General features: G+C 52.6%; 16 protein-coding genes and 2 pseudogenes. 12 read left to right on the top strand and 6 right to left on the bottom strand.

Features of this window, described 5'->3' with window-relative positions; translation table 11 throughout:
• Position 1: 1 nt before the first annotated feature.
• The 6 genes from AB9F26_RS19940 to AB9F26_RS19965 are packed head-to-tail and all read left to right on the top strand — an operon-like array spanning position 2 to position 6,361.
• On the top strand, positions 2–1,027 hold the full coding sequence (locus AB9F26_RS19940) for a xanthine dehydrogenase family protein molybdopterin-binding subunit (RefSeq protein ID WP_369768885.1): 1,026 nt from the start codon (positions 2–4) through the stop codon (positions 1,025–1,027).
• Positions 1,027–1,908 (top strand): AAA family ATPase, encoded by an 882-nt coding sequence (locus tag AB9F26_RS19945; protein ID WP_369768886.1) that lies wholly within the window; start codon positions 1,027–1,029, stop codon positions 1,906–1,908. The genes AB9F26_RS19940 and AB9F26_RS19945 overlap by 1 nt, the downstream gene beginning before the upstream one ends.
• Entirely contained in the window at positions 1,905–3,002 is a 1,098-nt protein-coding gene (locus AB9F26_RS19950) for a VWA domain-containing protein (RefSeq protein WP_369768887.1), read from the top strand. The genes AB9F26_RS19945 and AB9F26_RS19950 overlap by 4 nt, the downstream gene beginning before the upstream one ends.
• A complete protein-coding gene (locus AB9F26_RS19955) occupies positions 2,999–3,874 on the top strand; it encodes an amidohydrolase (protein ID WP_369768888.1) in 876 nt (291 codons plus the stop codon). The genes AB9F26_RS19950 and AB9F26_RS19955 overlap by 4 nt, the downstream gene beginning before the upstream one ends.
• A 16-nt stretch (positions 3,875–3,890) precedes the next feature.
• Positions 3,891–4,739 (top strand): N-acyl homoserine lactonase family protein, encoded by an 849-nt coding sequence (locus AB9F26_RS19960; protein ID WP_369756801.1) that lies wholly within the window; start codon positions 3,891–3,893, stop codon positions 4,737–4,739.
• A 20-nt stretch (positions 4,740–4,759) separates the two neighbouring features.
• Complete coding sequence (locus AB9F26_RS19965) at positions 4,760–6,361, top strand: isochorismatase family protein (protein WP_369768889.1); 1,602 nt, start codon at positions 4,760–4,762, stop codon at positions 6,359–6,361.
• A gap of 68 nt (positions 6,362–6,429) precedes the next feature.
• On the opposite strand, the gene AB9F26_RS19970 is transcribed toward AB9F26_RS19965, so the two are convergent.
• On the bottom strand, positions 6,430–6,837 hold the full coding sequence (locus AB9F26_RS19970) for a GFA family protein (protein WP_369768890.1): 408 nt from the start codon (positions 6,835–6,837) through the stop codon (positions 6,430–6,432).
• A 102-nt stretch (positions 6,838–6,939) separates the two neighbouring features.
• Positions 6,940–7,779, bottom strand: a complete 840-nt coding sequence (locus AB9F26_RS19975) for a fumarylacetoacetate hydrolase family protein (protein WP_369768891.1) — start codon at positions 7,777–7,779, stop codon at positions 6,940–6,942.
• 357 nt (positions 7,780–8,136) lie between these two features.
• On the opposite strand from AB9F26_RS19975, the gene AB9F26_RS19980 reads away from it, so the two are divergent.
• Positions 8,137–8,844, top strand: coding sequence for an IS6 family transposase (locus tag AB9F26_RS19980; RefSeq protein WP_369768892.1), 708 nt, complete (start codon positions 8,137–8,139; stop codon positions 8,842–8,844).
• On the opposite strand, the gene AB9F26_RS19985 is transcribed toward AB9F26_RS19980, so the two are convergent.
• The gene (locus AB9F26_RS19985) at positions 8,789–9,298 is read right to left on the bottom strand and encodes an exopolysaccharide biosynthesis protein (RefSeq protein WP_369768899.1); all 510 of its coding nucleotides are present in this window, start codon (positions 9,296–9,298) and stop codon (positions 8,789–8,791) included. The genes AB9F26_RS19980 and AB9F26_RS19985 overlap by 56 nt on opposite strands.
• 477 nt (positions 9,299–9,775) lie before the next feature.
• Here AB9F26_RS19985 and AB9F26_RS19990 point away from each other — a divergent pair, with 477 nt between their 5' ends.
• Together AB9F26_RS19990 and AB9F26_RS19995 are read left to right on the top strand one after the other, a co-directional pair.
• Positions 9,776–10,849 carry a YcjF family protein gene (locus AB9F26_RS19990; RefSeq protein WP_369768893.1) on the top strand — a complete coding sequence of 358 codons (1,074 nt, stop codon included), beginning with the start codon at positions 9,776–9,778 and terminating at the stop codon, positions 10,847–10,849.
• Positions 10,836–12,410, top strand: coding sequence for a GTPase family protein (locus tag AB9F26_RS19995; protein WP_369768894.1), 1,575 nt, complete (start codon positions 10,836–10,838; stop codon positions 12,408–12,410). The genes AB9F26_RS19990 and AB9F26_RS19995 overlap by 14 nt, the downstream gene beginning before the upstream one ends.
• A gap of 358 nt (positions 12,411–12,768) precedes the next feature.
• Here AB9F26_RS19995 and AB9F26_RS20000 read toward each other — a convergent pair.
• Positions 12,769–14,238 (bottom strand): annotated as a pseudogene (locus tag AB9F26_RS20000) (IS3 family transposase).
• Positions 14,239–14,340: 102 nt separating this feature from the next.
• On the opposite strand from AB9F26_RS20000, the gene AB9F26_RS20005 reads away from it, so the two are divergent.
• Positions 14,341–14,712 (top strand): plasmid partitioning protein RepB C-terminal domain-containing protein, encoded by a 372-nt coding sequence (locus AB9F26_RS20005; RefSeq protein WP_369768895.1) that lies wholly within the window; start codon positions 14,341–14,343, stop codon positions 14,710–14,712.
• Positions 14,713–15,203: 491 nt separating this feature from the next.
• On the opposite strand, the gene AB9F26_RS20010 is transcribed toward AB9F26_RS20005, so the two are convergent.
• Positions 15,204–15,581 (bottom strand): DUF2237 family protein, encoded by a 378-nt coding sequence (locus AB9F26_RS20010; protein WP_369768896.1) that lies wholly within the window; start codon positions 15,579–15,581, stop codon positions 15,204–15,206.
• 617 nt (positions 15,582–16,198) lie between these two features.
• On the opposite strand from AB9F26_RS20010, the gene AB9F26_RS20015 reads away from it, so the two are divergent.
• Positions 16,199–16,945, top strand: a complete 747-nt coding sequence (locus AB9F26_RS20015) for an SDR family NAD(P)-dependent oxidoreductase (RefSeq protein WP_369768897.1) — start codon at positions 16,199–16,201, stop codon at positions 16,943–16,945.
• A 252-nt stretch (positions 16,946–17,197) separates the two neighbouring features.
• Here the strand turns inward: AB9F26_RS20015 and AB9F26_RS20020 are convergent, their stop codons facing one another.
• The gene (locus tag AB9F26_RS20020) at positions 17,198–17,806 is read right to left on the bottom strand and encodes an exopolysaccharide biosynthesis protein (protein ID WP_369768898.1); all 609 of its coding nucleotides are present in this window, start codon (positions 17,804–17,806) and stop codon (positions 17,198–17,200) included.
• A 458-nt stretch (positions 17,807–18,264) separates the two neighbouring features.
• Between AB9F26_RS20020 and AB9F26_RS20025 the strand changes: the two are divergent.
• Positions 18,265–18,571, top strand: a pseudogene (locus AB9F26_RS20025) (transposase); the annotation flags it as partial.

Below are 18,571 nucleotides of genomic sequence, written 5' to 3' on the forward strand. Positions count from 1 at the left end.
CATGACCATTCACAAAGGCCGCGGTTTTGCCTGCATTAATTATCCCATCGGTATGAACCTTGGCGGCGACCCTAGCCAAGCTTTGGTGCATTCCACACCGGACGGGAAGTTCATGGTTGCCTTGTCCTCTATCGATCTTGGGCAAGGGATGAAATCTGTCACCCGCCAGATCGCCGCAGAAACGCTGGGCGTGCCGGTTGAGGATGTTTACGTGGATACAGCTGATAGCGACACTGGTCCCCATTGCATGGGATCCTTCGCCTCTCGCGGCACGCACCGTGTGGGAAACGCGGTCATCCGTGCCGCCGCAGAAGCGCGCAAACAGATGATGGAAGCCGCCGCCGAGGAGTTGGAAGTCAACGCTTCTGATTTGGATACCGATGGTGCGGGCAACATTCACGTAAAGGGTGCTCCAAGCCGCTCCATCACTGTGGCCGAAACCGCAATTGCAGCCCAGTTCAAACAGGGTCGAACCCTCTCGGGGCGGGGTATCTTTTTGATCCCTCCAAGTGAGGCAAATCCGGAAACGGGCGACATGACCCCTGTAACGTGTTTCGCCCACGCCGCCCTTGTGATCGACGTTGAAGTTGACGATGAGACTGGCGAAGTAGAGGTCAAAGAGATCAATTCGGCCTATGAAGTTGGCCGCGCTTTAAACCCCAAATTGGTCGAGCAGCAGTTGATCGGTGGGGCGTGGATGGGCGTGTCGCACGCGCTCTATGAAACGACCGAACCCTATTACCCGCGCCGTGATCACGGACCGAAGGATTTTAATACATACCTGCAACCTGGGCCGGGGCAAATTGTACCGCATCACGTGGCTATTTTGGAACGCCCAGCCGAGGATGCACCCTATGGCGGCAAAGGCCCCGGTGAGATGTGCGCCAATCCCGTTCTGCCCGGCATTGCAAACGCGATTTTCAATGCCGTGGGGGTGCGTTGTGACTTTCTGCCGATCACGCCCGAGAAGGTGTTGAAAGGTATTCGCGCCAACGGTGGTGCGCGACCCAAAGGCGCGCCTGCATAATGGTCGTCACACCGAACATATCGGGTATCAATGATCCTGCCGCGCTTCAACGAGCGCTGACGGATGCGCAATATCTAGCGGATGATGCACTGGCGACGTCCTGTTATCTTGCGCTCGCGCTGGGTAAACCGATGTTGCTTGAAGGTGCTCCTGGCGTGGGAAAAACCGAGGCAGCAAAGGCGCTGGGTGGTGTATTGGGGCGCAAAGTTGTGCGGTTGCAGTGCTACGAGGGCATTGACGCAGCAGCGGCGCTCTATGAATGGAATTATCCACGCCAAATGTTGGCGATCCGACAGGCAGGCGACGACTTTGTGAACCTGTATGGCGAGGATTTTCTACTGGAACGTCCTTTGCTTGAAGTTTTACGTAACCCTTTGCAAACGTTACTTCTTATTGATGAAATCGACCGAGCAGATCATGAGTTTGAAGCGTTTCTGCTGGAGTTTTTATCGGATTTTACGATATCGATCCCTGAAACGGGCACTGTGCGGGCGACACAACCGCCAGTGGTGGTTCTCACATCGAACCGGACGCGCGATTTGAATGAAGCTTTGCGCCGGCGCTGCGTGTATCACTGGATTGATTATCCTGATGCCGCGCTGGAGGCGCAGATCGTTATGGCCCGCGCGAGCACCGTCGCCCAAGCGACAGCACAGGCGGTTGTGGCCAGTGTCGGCATGCTGCGCCAAGAGCCCCTGTCCAAGCCCCCCGGTGTGGCCGAAACCGTCGAGTGGGCCGAGGCTGCGACCCTCCTTAACAGTCAAGGTGCGCGTTGGCCGGAAGCCTTTAAACGCTCAATCGGTGTTGCCCTTAAGGATCACGACGATCTAACCTACCTTGCCAATAGATTGGCGACGATTTTACCGGGAGAGGCCGCATGACTCTGCCGCGCGCCCTTGATCCGTTTGTAGGATTTGCACAGGCCTTGCGCGGTGCACGGTTTGCGATTTCGCCGGACCAAACCGTAGATTTCATCACAAGCGTCGGAATTCTTGGCCCGCGCGATATGACGGATATTTATCGGTCGGGCAGGGCGCTGTTTTCTATTCCGCCTGAACGCGTCAATGAATATGACGCCATTTTTCGCGCAGTTTTTCTAGATCAGGTGATCCAAGCACCGGCCGATGGCGACGAAGAGGATGATCTAGAGGCCTATGAGCCCACCAGCCAAAGCACCGAAATTGAGACCGCCGAGGACGAAAGCGAAGTGGGTGCAGAGGCGACGACGGTAGAACGTTTAGGGCATCGCTATCTTGGCCGTGGTTCAGAGGAAGCCGTCCAGCGCTTGATCCGAGAAGCGAGTGGCGCTTTGCCGCGTCGAACATCCTATCGACGGCAACAATCCAAATCTGGGGATCGGATTGATATGCGCCGTACGCTGCGGGATGCAGCAAAACGCGAAGGCGAAGTGTTCAAACTTTTTCAGAGCAAACGCAAAACGCGGCAACGGCGCGTGCTGCTTTTGATTGACGTGTCAGGTTCGATGAAGGAACGCTCCGAAGAGTTGCTGCGTTTGGCGCATGCGGTTGTGCAAACTGCCGATCATGCCGAAGTGTTCACATTGGGCACCCGTTTAACCCGAATTACCACCGCGTTGCGCCCCACCGACCGAGGGCAGGCATTGGCGCGCGTCGCGCAAAGCATTTCCGACTTTGATGGTGGCACACGTATCGGCGACGCTTTGGCGGCGTTTCTTTCTGTCCCGCGTTATGCGGGGTTTGCCCGTGGAGCGGCGGTGGTGGTTTTGTCCGATGGTTTAGAGACGGGCACGCCGGACGTGATGATCGACTCGGTGCGGCGCCTCTCTCGAAGCGCTTGGCGGCTGGATTGGCTGACGCCACTGGCCCACGATCCCGATTATATTCCTGCGACCCAAGGCCTTGCGGCAATTTTGCCCGTTCTAGACCATTTGGGCGACGGCAATTCGGCGGCGGCCGTTACAGATCACATCTTAACAATGGCGAGGCGCATATGATCGACGCACACCACCACATCTGGCTGCAAAAAGACCTTCCTTGGTTGATGGGCCCCGAACAGCCGCGTATTTTTGGCCCCTATGCTTCGATCATGCGCGACTATGGCACCCGTGAATTTTTGGCGGATATTGCCGGAACTGGCATCACAAAGACGGTTTATATTCAGGTCAACTGGGCAACCGAGCGGTTTGAGGATGAAGTTGCGTGGGTTCAAGATCAAGCCGACGAACATGGCACGATTTCAGGCATTGTAGGCTATGCCGACTTCATCGGCGACGATACGCGTGCACAGCTTGATCGGCTCAAAAAGTACCCATTGATGCGCGGGATTCGTCAGCAATTTCATTGGCATGAAAACCCGATGTACAAATTCGCGCAAACCCCTGACTTGTGTGAAAACGCAAATGTTCAGCGCAATGTGGCGATGCTCGCGGATTACGGTTGGTCGTTCGATTTACAAGTTTTTGCAGGACAGATGGAGGGCGCGGCCCAGCTTGCTCGCGCCTGTCCTGAAGTGACGTTTATCCTGCAACACGCCGGTATGAATGAGGACGCATCCGACGCGGGGCAGGCCAAATGGTCGGATGGAATGAAGCGCTTGGCGGACTGTCCTAATGTTGTCAGCAAATTGTCGGGTTTTGGCACGTTTATTCACCGAAACGACCCCGCATTTATCAAACGAATGGTCACGGATACAGAAGCGTTTTTTGGGGCGGATCGGTGTCTGTTTGGGTCAAACTATCCGATCGAAAAGCTTTGGACCAGCTACACCGCCCTATTCCATGCGTTTCAGGACGCAACCAAGGACATGACCTCGGAAAAACAACAAGCAATCTTTCACGATACGGCAGCACGCGTTTACCGGTTGTGATCTAGGAGGATAGATAATGGCGTTAGAAATTCATATACTTGACTACGGCGACATCGAACTTGAAACCAGCTTTCTGGTGCTTGGGCATGAATGTGGCCGCATCCGGCGCGTGCCCGTTTATGGCTTTTTGATCACGGGGGGAGAGTATCCTGTATTGGTTGATACTGGCTATCGTGACAACGCGATTATGGAGAGCCTTGGGATGCGGGGGCTACAATTTCACGACAATATGATGGAGCAGCAACTCGCGCGACATGGCCTGCGGTTGGGGGATATTCGCTATATTTTGCACACACATTTGCATATCGATCATGCGGGGCAAGACGACAAATTCCCCATGAATACGACGGTTGTATTGAACCGTCGCGAGATGGAATTTAGTGTGTCGGGCATCATGTATCCGCAATATCCAAAACCGGATATCAAGCATCTTGTGGACCGAATTTATGAGCCTGAAGCGATCCGGTTCCTTGATCTGGATATCACGGGTGCCGAGGAAATAATGCCGGGCGTTTGGTGCGAACACGCGGGCGCGCACACCGAGGGATCAATGAATGTAATTGTTGAGACTCTTGAGGGGCTTGCCTGTATTTGCGGCGACGTGATCTACGATTTCAACGACCAGATCGTGAACCATGTGAACACCAATAACTGGATGGAACCGCGGGTGACGGGCAACCATTCCCAGTCCAAACGCGAAGAAAAGGGCGCAATCAAGAAGTTGCTGAACAAGTACACTTTTCTGCTCCCCATCCACGACAAGCCAGCCAAAATTGAGCGTCAGAAAGTTGTGGGCCGCCTTGGTATGCAAGTGCCCGGTCCTCTGACAGAAACGCTCCCAAATCGGCCTTGGTTCGCGGTTTAAGGCAGGGAGAAGGACAACAGATGACTCATCAAGCGATTGCAGATAGTTTCCGGAAACTTGTTGATGTGAGCGAGGCCATGGAGAGGTTGGGCACAGGTTTTATCTTTACGGAAGGGCCGCTTTGGCACCCCGGCGAGCAGTCGCTTATTTTCTCGGACATGCCCGGAGATGTCCGCCGAAAGTATAGCCCGAGTGCAGGTGTTACGGAAATTGCGCGGCCCTCAAACAAGGGTAACGGCATGACCTACGATGCCGACCTAAACCTTTTGATTTGCGAGCATTCGACATCGTCGGTTGTGCGCCAGCGTCCTGACGGCACGCGCGAAACGCTGTGTACACACTTCGAAGGTCGCGAGCTGAACAGCCCTAACGACATTATCGTTGCGCGAGACGGTAGCATCTATTTCACCGATCCAACCTATGGCCGGATGGAAGGTTTTGGCGTGCTGCGCGAGTTGCAACTGCCGTTCCGAGGGGTTTACCGTTTGCCGCCCAATCACGTTCCGGGAGATGAGCCACAACTGGTTGTACCGCGCAATATGTTCGGCCAACCCAACGGTCTGTGCTTTTCGCCCTGTGAAAAATGGATGTGGGTCAATGACACTGAACAGGCGAATATCCGTATGTTTGACGTCGCGAGTGACGGGAGTTTAACCAACGGACGAGTCTTCGCAGGGGGCATCATTGACGATGATCTTGCAGGTGTGCCCGATGGGATGAAAGTTGACCGAGACGGCAACCTCTATGTCACGGCACCCGGTGGAATTTGGGTGTATTCCTTTCACGGGGAACTGATCGGCAAAATTACCTGCCCCGAACTTGTCGCCAATATGCATTGGGGCGGGTCGGATTGGTCGACGCTGTACGTTTGTGCGACCACCTCCCTTTATGCGCTTAAAACACGCACAATGGGACGGGAGGAACCCTTCATGGCTGTAACCTCAATACCGACGCCCGCCCTAAATACCCAAGGAGACTCTAAGGTGAACTCTGACCTAGTCCTGCAAGAAAATCTGGATTTTCGGATTGATGGATCTCGCACTGCGATGATCATCCAAGACATGCAAAACGACGTGATGATGGACGGTGGCGCTTTCGCCCACACAGGATCGCCCGATCACGCACGCGCGCAAAATGTCGTCAGCAACATACGCCGATTGGCCGATCATGTGCGCTCGCGTGGCGGGATGATCGTGCATGTTTGGATGGTTTTAGAACCCGGTGCGCCGTACCTATGCCAACACGCAGGTTTGCAACGCGGATTGAAAGAACACAATGCACTGGTGCGGGGCACCTGGGGCGTGCAACCGGTCGCGGGGCTAGAACCACAACCCGGTGATTTGATCGTTGAAAAAATGTCGATGTCAGCTTGGGAGACCTCGCGCCTTGAAGCGTATCTTCATCATGGACAACGTGACACGATCATCAATACCGGTAGTTGGACGAATATGAGCGTAGAACATACTGCCCGCACCGGGGCCGATAAGGGCTTTCATATGATTGTGCCTGAGGATTGCTGTTCGACGCAAAACCACGATTGGCACCGCGCTTCTGTGAATTACGGCCTGTCCGATGTCGCGACCGTAACTCGCGCGAATGGGGTGATTGCGGCGTTTAATTAGGGCCGAGTTGGGAATGAAATGGAAGCCGCCTGCCCAATTGAAGCAGGCGGCTTTTGGTTTTTGAACGCTTAGCCTGGCATACCACGGTGCTTGGGCAGAGAAGGGTCCATCGCTGTCGTCGGTATGGCGCTATCCGTGTAGATATTGGCCGACGGTTTGACGATGCTATGATCATCTGCAGTGCCAGCACGAATGCCCAATGTGCCCGGACGGTTGGTGTTTTTGCTAAAGAGTTGCGTGCCACAGTTCTCACAGAATAATTTTGTCATGCCAGAGCCGCTGTCCGCCCCGTGATTAAAGGAACGCGGGTAACCACTGATGGTGACCTTGTTTTCGGGCACGAACATGGTTGTGGCGAATACGCTGCCCATTGCCTTTTGACAGTCGCTACAGTGGCAATTCATGACCAGAGCAGGCTCGGCCTCGCACGTGTATTTTACGCTGCCACAAAGACAGCCGCCGGTAAATTTTGTCATTCTACTTTTCTCCTTCAGGCCGTTGGGCCATTTTCATTTCATGTTGAAGTTGCCGAACCCTTTGGTTCCTAAGTCGCACCAAATAAGCTTATTTGGGGTCCATCAACCGGGAAACGCCACCACTTCTTGGCGTTGTTCGCCTAAGCCGGAAATTCCCAATGTCACGACATCCCCAGGGCGCAAGTATTTTGGCGGTTTCATACCCATGCCAACTCCTGGAGGTGTGCCCGTGATGATCACATCCCCAGCGCGCAATGTCATAAACCCTGAGAGGAAAGATACGATTTTCTTCACTGGAAAAATCATGGTGCTGGTGTGGCCGGTCTGACAGCGCAGGCCGTTTACATCCAAATACATATCGAGGTTTTGTGGATCAGGCACTTCGTCTTTTGTGACAAACCACGGGCCAATTGGGCCAAATGAATCGCAGGATTTCCCCTTCGTCCATTGGCCCCCAAATTCCGTTTGAAACGCCCGTTCGGACACGTCGTTGGCCACAAAATAGCCCGCAACATAATCTAACGCGTCGGCTTCGCTGACGTGCTGTGCCTGTGCGCCAATCACTACGCCCAACTCGACCTCCCAGTCCGTTTTGACCGACCCTTTTGGGATCGTGATAGGATCATTTGCACCGCTAACAGGGCAAGATTTCATAAAGAGGATTGGAAATTCTGGGATCGGAAGGTTTGACTCCTTGGCGTGATCTGAATAATTCAGGCCGATGCAAAACACGCGGCGCACATCGGATAAAAAAGGCGCGTAGTCGCCCTCTAGTTTGGGCAGGCTATCAATTTCGACCCCCGCAAGCGCGGCCAAAGCCGATGCACTTGTTGTTGCGGGGGAAATGTCATTGGTGTGCCTACTCAAATCCCGCGGCGTGCCATTTTGGTCAATGATCGCGGGGCGAATTCCAAGTGGAGTACGAATACGAGCTAATTTCATGCGGACATTCCTTTGGTCGAGTTATTGATTTAATATCAACTTGTTAGTCTGCAAACATAACTCCTGGTCTGGTTTTAATTGGATTCTGTCGCGAAAGGGTGTTTGCACCATCTATTTCATCACCCTGCGCTACAGTGTCTTGACTAAACGCACTGAAGTAGCCCAGTAAATCTGACTATGAGCGATGTTTGAAGTGCGACTCTTGTTAGGCTGTAGGGTAGGGGTCTCATTGCATTTCCTCCAACATCTTTTCGCGAAAGACTTCAGCTGGTGTCTTCCAGCCGAGGCATTTGCGGGTTGGGCACTGTCAGAGGAAATTCGCTTGGGGCGGGCAGGGCAAGCAACTAGCGTTTGGCCATGACAAAATGCTCCCCTTTCAGTTACTTTAAAACGAGCCTTGAGATTATTCGCTTAGCGGTAATGCTCTACGTCCGATTTCCGCTCTCACTTCGAAACGTAGAGGATTTACTCCACGAACGAGGGATTGACGTCAGCCATGAAACAGTTCGGTTTTGGTGGAACAGGTTCGGTCCGATGTTCGCATATGAGATACGCAAGAAACGAGTGGAACGATTGCGATCCTGGCCTCAATGGCAATGGCATCTGGACGAGGTTTTTGTGAAGATAAACGGCGAACTGCACTATCTATGGCGGGCTGTTGACCATGAAGGAGAAGTGTTGGAAAGCTATGTCACCAAGCGCGGGGATCGTAAGGCCGCGTTGAAATTTCTCAAGAAAGCCATGAAATGTCATGGCAGAGCCGAAGTGCTAGTTACCGACAAACTTCGCTCATACGGCGCCGCGATGAAGGTAATTGGCAACGCGGCGAAACAGGATATGGGTCGTTGGAAAAACAATCGCGCCGAGAACTCGCACTTGCCGTTTCGACGACGGGAACGGGCAATGATCCGCTTTAGGCGGATGCGAACTTTGCAGAAATTTGTTGCTGTCCACGCTTCCATTCACAACCATTTCAATCAAGACCGAAGCCTCTCCCAACGCGATCACTTCAAGGCCAACCGAACCGCCGCACTGACTGAGTGGCGCGGCCTTTGTGTGGCATAAAAGGGCAGGGGGTCTGGCCTAGCTGAGACGAGTTCGAATTAGTCTGACACCACAGGCACAAGGCCCCGATGATCCTTTCACGGCGTCCCAGTACTGACAGGCGGTTTCGGCTCACGCGTTCGACCGAGCGAAGCGGCCGGATCATATAGCGCGACATCACTGCGATCACCTCATGCGGAATTTTGATATTGCGGGCACTCGCTGGCAGGTCGCCCCGTTCACCGTAAATAGCTAAATGCGCGGATACAGCGATGAGAGGTACGCCCAAAATCGCCCCGAAACTGGGTATGGGCAAAGGAATGCATTCAGGCAGCGCCATCAAAAAGATTGCAACCCCATGCATGCGTGTGCTCGCCCGGTCGATCGCCTCGCCCAGCGTCACATATCCGATCGATTGGCTTTGTTCTCCAACTCTTGGATAAGCGCTGCAAAACCTGTTTCTTGCGCGTCGGATGGTGGGTCATTTTCCAAATCTTCGGTCTCTGGTTCGGTCAGTATTTGGCATCAGGAAGTGATCATCGCTGTAGTCGGAGTCCAAAGATGACACCCTCACATTTGTATCATCCTCTGCTTCCATTCTTTCCATGTAAAGTGTTTGCAAATCCAGAGGCACCGCACTGTAAGTGTCCACCATCGACGGTGTACACCTATTGTCTAGGGAGTTCATGTTGCTTCAAAATGTCTAACGCTCAGAAAATACGCGCGTTTTAACGGGTCGCCGCCAGGTTAACGTTTGCTGCGCAGCCTTCGCAATGAGCTTGTAGGAAACGTGCGAGCGGTCTCAATGCATACGATTCACCCGAACTTCTTAATGATTTGTTAGCAGATAACCGTTGGCCAGCTTCAAAATTTGAGGCAATATTTCGGCAGGACAAACGATGGGCGCAGAAGAAAGCTGATGCGGAGCGTTAGACCGCGGATCGGACACTAGATGCTAAACAAGATACTAGGGCGCTCCAAGAGCCAACCATTCGACCAAACTGACGAAGTCGTCCTTCCTATCGTCTGGCTTCTCGGCAAAACCGGGGCGGGAAAGTCATCCCTTGTCTGCGCTCTTACCGATCAATCCGATGTAGAGGTCGGCAATGGGTTCAAGTCATGCACGCGCTATGCAAATAGCTACGACTTCCCCCCTGAGTTGCCTCTCGTTCGTTTTCTGGATACACGCGGCTTGGGAGAGGCTGGCTATGACCCAGCCCAAGACCTTGAAGCTTGCCGCGATAGAAGTCATGCCCTGCTCGTCGTATGCCGTCTAAATGACCCAGTGCAAGGCATGGTTGCAGACGCCCTTGCTGACATCGTACGCCAGGACAAGAGCATGCGTGCCATTCTCGTCCTAACTGGCAAAGACCTAATCACCGATTTGGATGCCCAAGAACGAGCTAGGCGCGCAATCACCGCACAGATGAACCGGGCTGCAAGGCAGGAACTTCCCGTAGTCACCCTGACACTGGCACCGAGTGAGGCAAAAGATGTCGAGGGGCTCGATGAACTCAGTCGGCACTTGTTAGGCGTGTTGCCTGCTGCGGGCCTCCTTCTTGAGAAAAACCGCGCCAGCGATGCTGAACAGATTGAGTTTCAGAACCATAAACGATGTGTTCTGTCCTACGCCAGCGTTGCCCTCACAACCGGTGTTGCGCCGGTCGTTGGCATTGCTGCGGTGCCGGCCACCCAATTGAAGATGCTGCATGAACTTGGGCGCCGCTACGGTGTTAAGTGGGACCGTAGGATTGGCGTAGCATTCCTAAGCACCATGGGGCTCGGCATCGGAGCTAGGTACGCAACCAATTTCGCGCTACGCGAGATCACGAAGCTGGTACCGGTCTACGGTCAGACGGTAGGAGCAGCGACCGCCGGTGCCATTAGCTTCGCTTCCACTTACGCTCTCGGTCGCGCCGCGTCCTACTTCCTGTTCCGAAACGCGAACGGAAGCCTTCCCAGCGAAGACGAACTACGTAAAGTCTACCAGCGAGCATTCAATAGGTCTTCAGATGAAGCTAATTGAGCGCCTTCGGCCTGCCTTGTTGCGCTGGGACAGGCTTCTCGCATTCGCAGTACTTCTACTACCGTTCGTGGCCGCTATGGTCGCGGGTTTCGCATGGATGATCGAACATGGCTGGGTTGTGGAGTTCATCGTAGCTTCAATCTCGCTTGGCGGATTGGCCGCTCTCATCCGGTTCGCAAGAGTTTGGGTGCGTGCCAAAGATTCCGAGCATACACCCCGTCCCAATCAACTGCATGCCCGGACCGATCCTGCTTGGAGTGCCCGCGAAACTGAAGCATTCAAGGCTGCACAGACTTTCATCGTAGAAAAAACGACTAACACTTTGCCCTGGGAAGACCTTCAGCCGATTGCCTTAGAGGTGGTTCAAATGATCGCGATGGCCTCTGGCAAGGGCGGCAAGGGAATTCTCAATTTTACGTTGCCCGAGGCGTTGCTTCTCATCGATCGCGTCACAGTCCGCTTGCGATCTGACATTCGGGACAAGGTCCCGTTCTCGGACAGCATCTCTGTTGGCACTCTTCTGTGGCTGTGGGAGCAGCGCGAAGTTGCTTGGAAGGCCAAAAAGCTGGGGTGGAACGCATGGCGAGTGCTCCGTGCTATAAAGTCACCCCCCACTGCCTTCCTGCGCGAGATCGAGGGCGTCATCGCGGAAGGTCACTCGTCGTTCATAACAAGCGAAGGGACGGCCATTCTTCAGGCTCTTCTCCTTGAAGAAGTGGCCGCGGCCTCAGTGGAACTATACTCAGGGAGATTGAGGTTCTCCGACGCTGAACTGCTCGATTTAGGGCTTGCTGCGAGTGATCTCGATCGGGCGCGCCTGGCGGCAAGCAACATGCCTGTCCGCATCGCGGTTGCTGGACAAGTCAGCGTGGGCAAGTCGAGCCTGATAAATGCGCTTGTCGGCAATGACCTCGCCGAAGTTGACGTGATTGCAACCACTGCTGATGCAAAGACTTACCCCACAGATTTCGACGGGGTGGATTCTATGCTACTCGATATGCCGGGACTCGATGGATCGCTCAAGCCAACCAAAATAATTGTCGAGGAACTATCGCAAGCGGACCTCATTGTCTGGGTTGTCCGCGCCGACAGGCCCGGGCGTGAAATCGATCGATCGACAATCGCCGCTCTTCGTGAATCCATTTTAAGTAATCCGCTTCGGAGAATGCCTCCGTTCATTATTGTTGTCTCTTGTGTCGATGAATTGCCGAAGTCTTGTTTCTTGCCCGAAGGTTTCCTCAGCGAAGAAGCCATGGAAGGTGTGACTGAGGTCGTGGCGGCTGTGAAGCATGACATTGATGACCCCAGTGTTACAGCCAACATAATACCTGTTGTGCTCACCGAACCAGACTGGAACGTTGACCGGTTGCGCGCCCGTATTGTGAGCCTCATCGGGCAAGCGCTGCACACGCAGAGGAACCGCCTACGCATTGAAGCGAAGACCACAGGGGGGGTAAAAGAAGCGGGACGCGCCGGGCGAGGACTGCGTGGAGCCTTCAACACTATCGCAAGAAAGTATGTGCAACAGGAAGATCAAGTCGATGGCAACGTGGAATCCTGAAAATACCGTTTTGGAAACCTCACGAGCCTATTAGAGACGAATGCTAATTTTTCTGAAGGTGAGGGAGGTGTGCGAAAATGGGCGAGGCTCAATTTGGCAATAGTTCACATCTCTATGTGAATTAACTAGCTTTGATAGAATATGGCGACGACTCGAATTGGGGCAGTTAATGGAAAACATATGTGCAAGAAAGAAAAGAGTGCTGCCTTTGGTCCTTAGGCTGCGATCCTGATTGAAGAAGTTGAAAACGGATGCGTGAACGGTCTTCAATCGCTACGTTCTGCTGTCCGTCGTCAGGGTTTTTGGAACCAATTGCGGCTTAAACTAAGAGAGAGTTCGGCTCATCTGGTTGATTGCATTATGCGGCGCGTTGTCTGTGATGCAAGCGCCGCGCTTCGAGTGTCTTTCGTTTGATCCTTTCACGTTGCTGTAGAATGGCCTTGTCTCGTCCGAAGTAGACGTCAGATGGCGTGACGTTGTTCAGGCTCTCGCCCTTCTCGGTGATGCACGCATCACCTGCCGGTCAAAGGGTAGCGCTGATGGTTGTAGTGATCGACGAAGGCTTCGATCTGCGCGACGAGATCACCCGGCAGGAATTAATGTTCCAGCAGAATGCGGTTCTTCAGGGTTTGGTGCCATCGTTCCATTGCACGGCAGTCGATACGAAGTATCGATGAGAGTGGATCTTGCCTGGTGTTTGTGGATGATACGGCGCGCCACGAGAATGCTTCATCCCTTTGCCTTTGAGCCAGTCAGCCAAGTCGCCGGACACGTAGCTGGAGACGTTGTCGCTGAGTAGGGAGTAAACGTGGCTTGTGAACGACATGTACCTGATCGCAACCCGACGCTTCTAAAGCGAGGTCCAGCGTGTCAGTCACGTCTTGTGTCCGCATGTTGGTGCAGAGCTTCCACGCGATGATATAGCGGCTGTAATCGTCAAGGATCGTGCTGAGATAGAACCAGCCCCAGCCGATGATCTTGAGATATGTGAAGTCGGTCTGCCACAGCTGGTTGATCGCCGTGGTTTTGTCTTTGAACTCGCTCGCGGCCTTGATCACGATAAAGGTAGGGCTTGTGATTAAATCATGTGCTTTCAGGATTCGATATGTTGAAGCCTCTGATACAAAGTAACTTTCCTTGTCTGTGAAGGTCACCGCAAGCTCGCGGGGTGACAACTCTGTTTCTTTCAACGCCAGCTTGATGACCTTGCGCCGCACCTCATCAGGAATGCGGTTCCAGACGTGTTTGGGCTTGGGAGATTGGTCCTGCAATCCAGCTTCTCCGCGCTGGAGGTATCGGTCGTACCAGCGATAGAATGTGGTGCGAGGGATGCCCAGCTTAGCCAATGTCAGGCGGGCCGATAGATGCGATCCTTCGACCAGCCGGATGATCTATAACTTCTCGGATGGGGGATACCTCATTCGTGGTCGCCCCCATCCATTGCCTGGCAGGTGATGCAAGCATCACCGAGAGGGGCCAAGCATGTTTTTTTGAGCAAACGGAGTTCGAGGGGTTGTTCTGCCACGACCTCCTTCAGATCGCGCGCTTCACGGCGCAGATCCTTCACCTCGTCAGTGTTCGCGGCCCGGGCTGTATCGCCAGCCAGCCGCTTCTTGCCAGCTTCCATGAAGCCCTTCGACCATTTGTAATAGATGCCTTGGGAAATGCCCTCACGACGACACAGCTCAGCAATGCTGTCTTCGCCACGCAGGCCATCCAGGACGATCCTGACCTTCTCCTCGGATGAGTAATGCTTGCGGGTAGCGCGCTTGATATTTTTGACCAGCTTCTCGCCGGGGCTTTTGCGTGTTCCAGTTGTCTGTCTCATCTTCCACTCCTCAGTGGTTACGATGAGCCAAGAACACTCTCTTATCAAATTACCCCATTTGGTCCCATAGGCGCTGACGTCAGTCATCGTGTTCTCAAAAAGATGAAGCAGTTGCGCCAGATTGAAGCTGCAGAAATCATGGTGGCCATGAACAAGTATACAGTCAATTATGCACGTTCGCTTTTGGCCGCGACGCCAGCAAGCCAACTTGTTAATCCGGAAAAACCTAAAGCTGCAAAGGGTATTTCCCAACAGCAACTGGAACTGATGGAGCGGGAGTCAACCAATCTGGAACGAGAGTTTCGACTTGTTGAAGACTCCTATGGTACTGACCATCTCGATCTGGTTCTGGCGCGCGGTTATGTTTCAAAACTTATCAGCAATACAAGGGTCATACGATACATGAAAATGCACCACGCTGAATTTTTACCTGAGCTTAGAAAGATAACGGAGTCGGACGCCCTGACTTCCTGATCACAATGGTTTCGCCAAATAGGGTGAGGTCACGGTAGGGGACCCGGACCCACAAAAGCGCGGGGACCGCAGGAGACACCGCACGGTGAGGCGGATCAATTGCGGCGGTGGGGATGGCGGCGAACCCGTTCTGGGCCCATCACGCCAGGACTAATTATCTGGCAAATGTGAAAATTCTTCGCAACTGGGCGACGTGCCGGATGGATTATGCCCGCGCGCCGCTTTTTTTCGTTTAATGACTATATGTTAAATCGTCGATGTCATAGAAAAGGCCCCAGTGAGCAGTCCAGAATTTGGACCCCACAATAAGCATAAAGAATAACTCGTTGCGACCCTCGACTATCTCACCAGAAACTTAGGTCCAAAGAATTCGCTACGGACAGCGAAAAGCTGGCTGTTTGACTGTGGCGACGATATCTACGCGGAATATATTTGCGGCCTCATAGGTCTAGTAGAGACGAGTTCAAATTCGCCTGAAATTACCGGCAGGGTTATTGTGTTGTGCGTTCATGTTGCTTCAAAATGTCTAAAGCCACTATAATAAGCGCGTTTCTATGGGTCGCAGCTAGGTTCACTTTTGGTGCGCAGCCTTCTTCATGAGCTTGAAGAAAACGTGAAGCGCAAAGACACCAACTGTCACCGGCTTTGAGGCCAACAAACCCGAACTCAGGCCGAGATGTGCTTAGGTCATTGCCGACATATTTTGAGAATGCGAGAAACTCTGCCGTCATAACCGCACAAACAGTGTGAGAACCTCTATCTTCTGTGCACGTGTTGCAATGTCCATCTCTAAAAAAACCGGTCACTGGTTTAGAGCTGCAAAGCTGCAAAGGGCCACCTAATATGTTGATTTTTTCTTCAGGTTGCATAGCAAACTCCTACGGTATTGCGAGATAGTGCTAAAGGTATCCGAACTATTAGTCTCCGACTATCACCTCTTTAACTATCAGAGCTTGAAGGCTTTGTTTACCGCTACCTTTTACAATCGAAATTGAATTTACTACCGGGCCACGTGGACTGATTCGATCAAGCCGGGCAGGCATTAACGTGCACAATGCATTTCCAGCGTTTCCGGCGTCGCCCAGATTTGATTTGGCGTTATGTCATCATCCAGCCGGGTCCCATCGTATTCACCTGCATGTGGTGATCTCCCACATCGCGTGCCACTGTACGGGTAAATTTGGCCCAGTTACTGTATCTGCACATAATTTTCCACCTACCGGTGGCGTACACAGGACTATTATAAATCAAACACTGATGGGCCTTTTTGTACCACATGCATCGATCCGAAGCTAAATAAGGTCAGACATCAATTCGGTCAGTATTATTACTCTGAGGGAACTTAGTTAAAATTGGTAAACGTTCAGGGGAGCCTGTACAAATAATCCAACGAATATGACCGCAGATAAATTCGCGGATACAATCATATCAACGGAGAGATGAGATAACGATGATAAAACACATAATGTCAAAAAGGATCAAATAGATGAATGTCTATGACTTGAACAATCAGATCGCCATAGTGACCGGAGGCGCGCAGGGGATCGGCTATGCGGTCGCCGAACGACTGGTAGCGTCAGGTGCTACCGTTGCGATATGGGATCAAGATCAGGCATTGGCAAAACAGGCGGCTGATAGCCTTGGCAATGGCTGTGTCGCCTTTGGTGTGGATGTGACGGATCCTGACCGCGTTGCATCGGTTTTTGCCGAAGTCGAGCAACAAGTCGGCCCCGTTTCCATCCTTGTCAATTCCGCGGGCGTCGCGGGTTCAAATGCAAAAGTCATCGACTACGACCCTGCAGAATGGCGCTCGATTATAGACATAAATCTCAATGGAACGTTTAATTGTTGCAAGGCTGCGCTCGCTGGGTTTCAAGCGCGGCAATTCGGTCGCATTGTCAATATCGCTTCTATCGCTGGCAAAGAAGGCAATCCCAATGCTGCAGCATATTCTTCGTCAAAAGCTGGTGTCATTGCACTAACTAAATCACTTGGAAAGGAACATGCAGATCTTGATATCTCAGTGAATTGCGTGACGCCTGCAGCGGCTAAAACACGGATCTTCGACCAAATGAGCCAAGAGCATATCGATTTTATGCTTTCCAAAATCCCGCGGGGTCGGTTCCTGCGCTTGGAAGAAGCCGCGAGCATGATTGCATGGCTTTGTACTCCCGAAAATTCATTTACAACAGGTGCTGTCTTCGACTTGAGCGGTGGTCGTGCAACTTATTGAAAGAATTAAGAACATGAAACGGTATTGTCAGAGGAAACCGACCTGAGCGGGGCAGGGCATCCAATTAGCGTTTGATAATGACAAAACGCTCTCGTTTTGCTACTTAAAAACTAACCAAGAAACCATCCGCCTTTGACCTTTATTACATATGGCAGGCATTAACCTATTACGCCTCAATGACGGCGCCCGAAGGAGCCTGCCAAGGACAGGCATGCAGCCTCGCAAAGACTATCAAGTAGTCGTTTTTAAGGGTCATGTGAAAAGCGATGCGAATAAATCCGCTATGGAAAATAGAATCAGCACGACGCCCGCTGAAAAGACGATCCCCAGACTGATGAAAAGCCCGTCGCGCTGCACAAGCCCCCATGACAGGCAGGCGAGAGCAACAGCGGGCGGAACATTAATTAAAGGGATCGGCAGTAGCAACACAAGCGACATGAACAGGCACAAGGCCCCGATGATCCTTTCACGGCGTCCCAGTACTGACAGGCGGTTTCGGCTCACGCGTTCGACCGAGCGAAGCGGCCGGATCATATAGCGCGACATCACTGCGATCACCTCATGCGGAATTTTGATATTGCGGGCACTCGCTGGCAGGTCGCCCCGTTCACCGTAAATCGCTAAATGCGCGGATACAGCGATGAGAGGTACGCCCAAAATCGCGCCAAAGCTGGGTATGGGTAGGGGAATGCATTCAGGCAACGCCATCAAAAAGATAGCAACCCCATGCATGCGTGTGCTCGCCCGGTCGATCGTCTCACCCAGCGTCACATATCCGATCGATTGGCTTTGTTTGTCCAACTCTTGGATGAGCGCTGCAAAACCTGTTTTCTGCGCTTCGGATGGTGGGGCATCTTCCAAATCTTCGGTCTCTAGTTCAGCCAGTATTTGGCATCAGTAAGTGATAATCTTTGTAGTCGGGGTCCAAAGGTGAATCCCTCATATTTGTATCATCTTCTGCTTCCATTCTTACCATGTAAAGTGTGTGCAATTCCAGAGACACCTATTGTCTAGGGAGTCCATGTTTCTTCAAAATGTCTAACGCTCAGAAAATAAGCGCGTTTCTACGGGTCGCAACTAGGTTCACTTTTGGTGCGCAGCCTTCGTAATGAGCTTGCAAGAAGGTTGCGCGCGGAATCAATGCTTACGATTTAACTGAACTTCTTAATGATTTGTTAGCAGATAACCGTTGGCCAGCTTCAAAATTTGAGGCAATATTTCGGCAGGACAAACGATGGGCGCAGAAGAAAGCTGATGCGGAGGGTGGTGTCAGAAGAAACCCTGTTGTGAAGAGTAGGATCGTTTCGTAGCTTCGGAGTATGACAAAACGCTCTCCTTTTCGCTACTTCAAAACCAGTCCTGAGATTATTCGCCTAGCAGTGATGCTCTATGTCCGATTTCCTCTCTCCCTTCGAAACGTAGAGGATTTACTCCACGAACGAGGGATCGACGTCAGCCATGAGACGGTCCGATTTTGGTGGAACCGGTTTGGGCCAATGTTTGCATCTGAGATACGGAAGAAACGAGTGGAACGATTGCGATCCTGGCCTCAATGGCAGTGGCACCTAGATGAGGTTTGTTTTGAAAGTAAACGGCGAACGTCACTACTTATGGCTAGCGGTTGAT

Origin of the sequence: Falsihalocynthiibacter sp. BN13B15 (genome assembly GCF_041205415.1) — a bacterium.
GTDB classification, from domain to species: domain Bacteria; phylum Pseudomonadota; class Alphaproteobacteria; order Rhodobacterales; family Rhodobacteraceae; genus Falsihalocynthiibacter; species Falsihalocynthiibacter arcticus.

Excerpts from the sequence above, each read along its gene's own strand:
- AB9F26_RS19945 (WP_369768886.1), top strand. The coding sequence starts at position 1,027 with ATGGTCGTCACACCGAACATATCGGGTATCAATGATCCTGCCGCGCTT.
- AB9F26_RS19975 (WP_369768891.1), bottom strand. The coding sequence starts at position 7,779 with ATGAAATTAGCTCGTATTCGTACTCCACTTGGAATTCGCCCCGCGATC.
- AB9F26_RS19980 (WP_369768892.1), top strand. The coding sequence starts at position 8,137 with ATGACAAAATGCTCCCCTTTCAGTTACTTTAAAACGAGCCTTGAGATT.
- AB9F26_RS20010 (WP_369768896.1), bottom strand. The coding sequence starts at position 15,581 with ATGCAACCTGAAGAAAAAATCAACATATTAGGTGGCCCTTTGCAGCTT.
- AB9F26_RS19965 (WP_369768889.1), top strand. The coding sequence starts at position 4,760 with ATGACTCATCAAGCGATTGCAGATAGTTTCCGGAAACTTGTTGATGTG.
- AB9F26_RS19990 (WP_369768893.1), top strand. The coding sequence starts at position 9,776 with ATGCTAAACAAGATACTAGGGCGCTCCAAGAGCCAACCATTCGACCAA.
- AB9F26_RS20015 (WP_369768897.1), top strand. The coding sequence starts at position 16,199 with ATGAATGTCTATGACTTGAACAATCAGATCGCCATAGTGACCGGAGGC.
- AB9F26_RS19960 (WP_369756801.1), top strand. The coding sequence starts at position 3,891 with ATGGCGTTAGAAATTCATATACTTGACTACGGCGACATCGAACTTGAA.
- AB9F26_RS19950 (WP_369768887.1), top strand. The coding sequence starts at position 1,905 with ATGACTCTGCCGCGCGCCCTTGATCCGTTTGTAGGATTTGCACAGGCC.
- AB9F26_RS19940 (WP_369768885.1), top strand. The coding sequence starts at position 2 with ATGACCATTCACAAAGGCCGCGGTTTTGCCTGCATTAATTATCCCATC.
- AB9F26_RS19995 (WP_369768894.1), top strand. The coding sequence starts at position 10,836 with ATGAAGCTAATTGAGCGCCTTCGGCCTGCCTTGTTGCGCTGGGACAGG.
- AB9F26_RS20005 (WP_369768895.1), top strand. The coding sequence starts at position 14,341 with ATGAAGCAGTTGCGCCAGATTGAAGCTGCAGAAATCATGGTGGCCATG.
- AB9F26_RS19970 (WP_369768890.1), bottom strand. The coding sequence starts at position 6,837 with ATGACAAAATTTACCGGCGGCTGTCTTTGTGGCAGCGTAAAATACACG.
- AB9F26_RS19955 (WP_369768888.1), top strand. The coding sequence starts at position 2,999 with ATGATCGACGCACACCACCACATCTGGCTGCAAAAAGACCTTCCTTGG.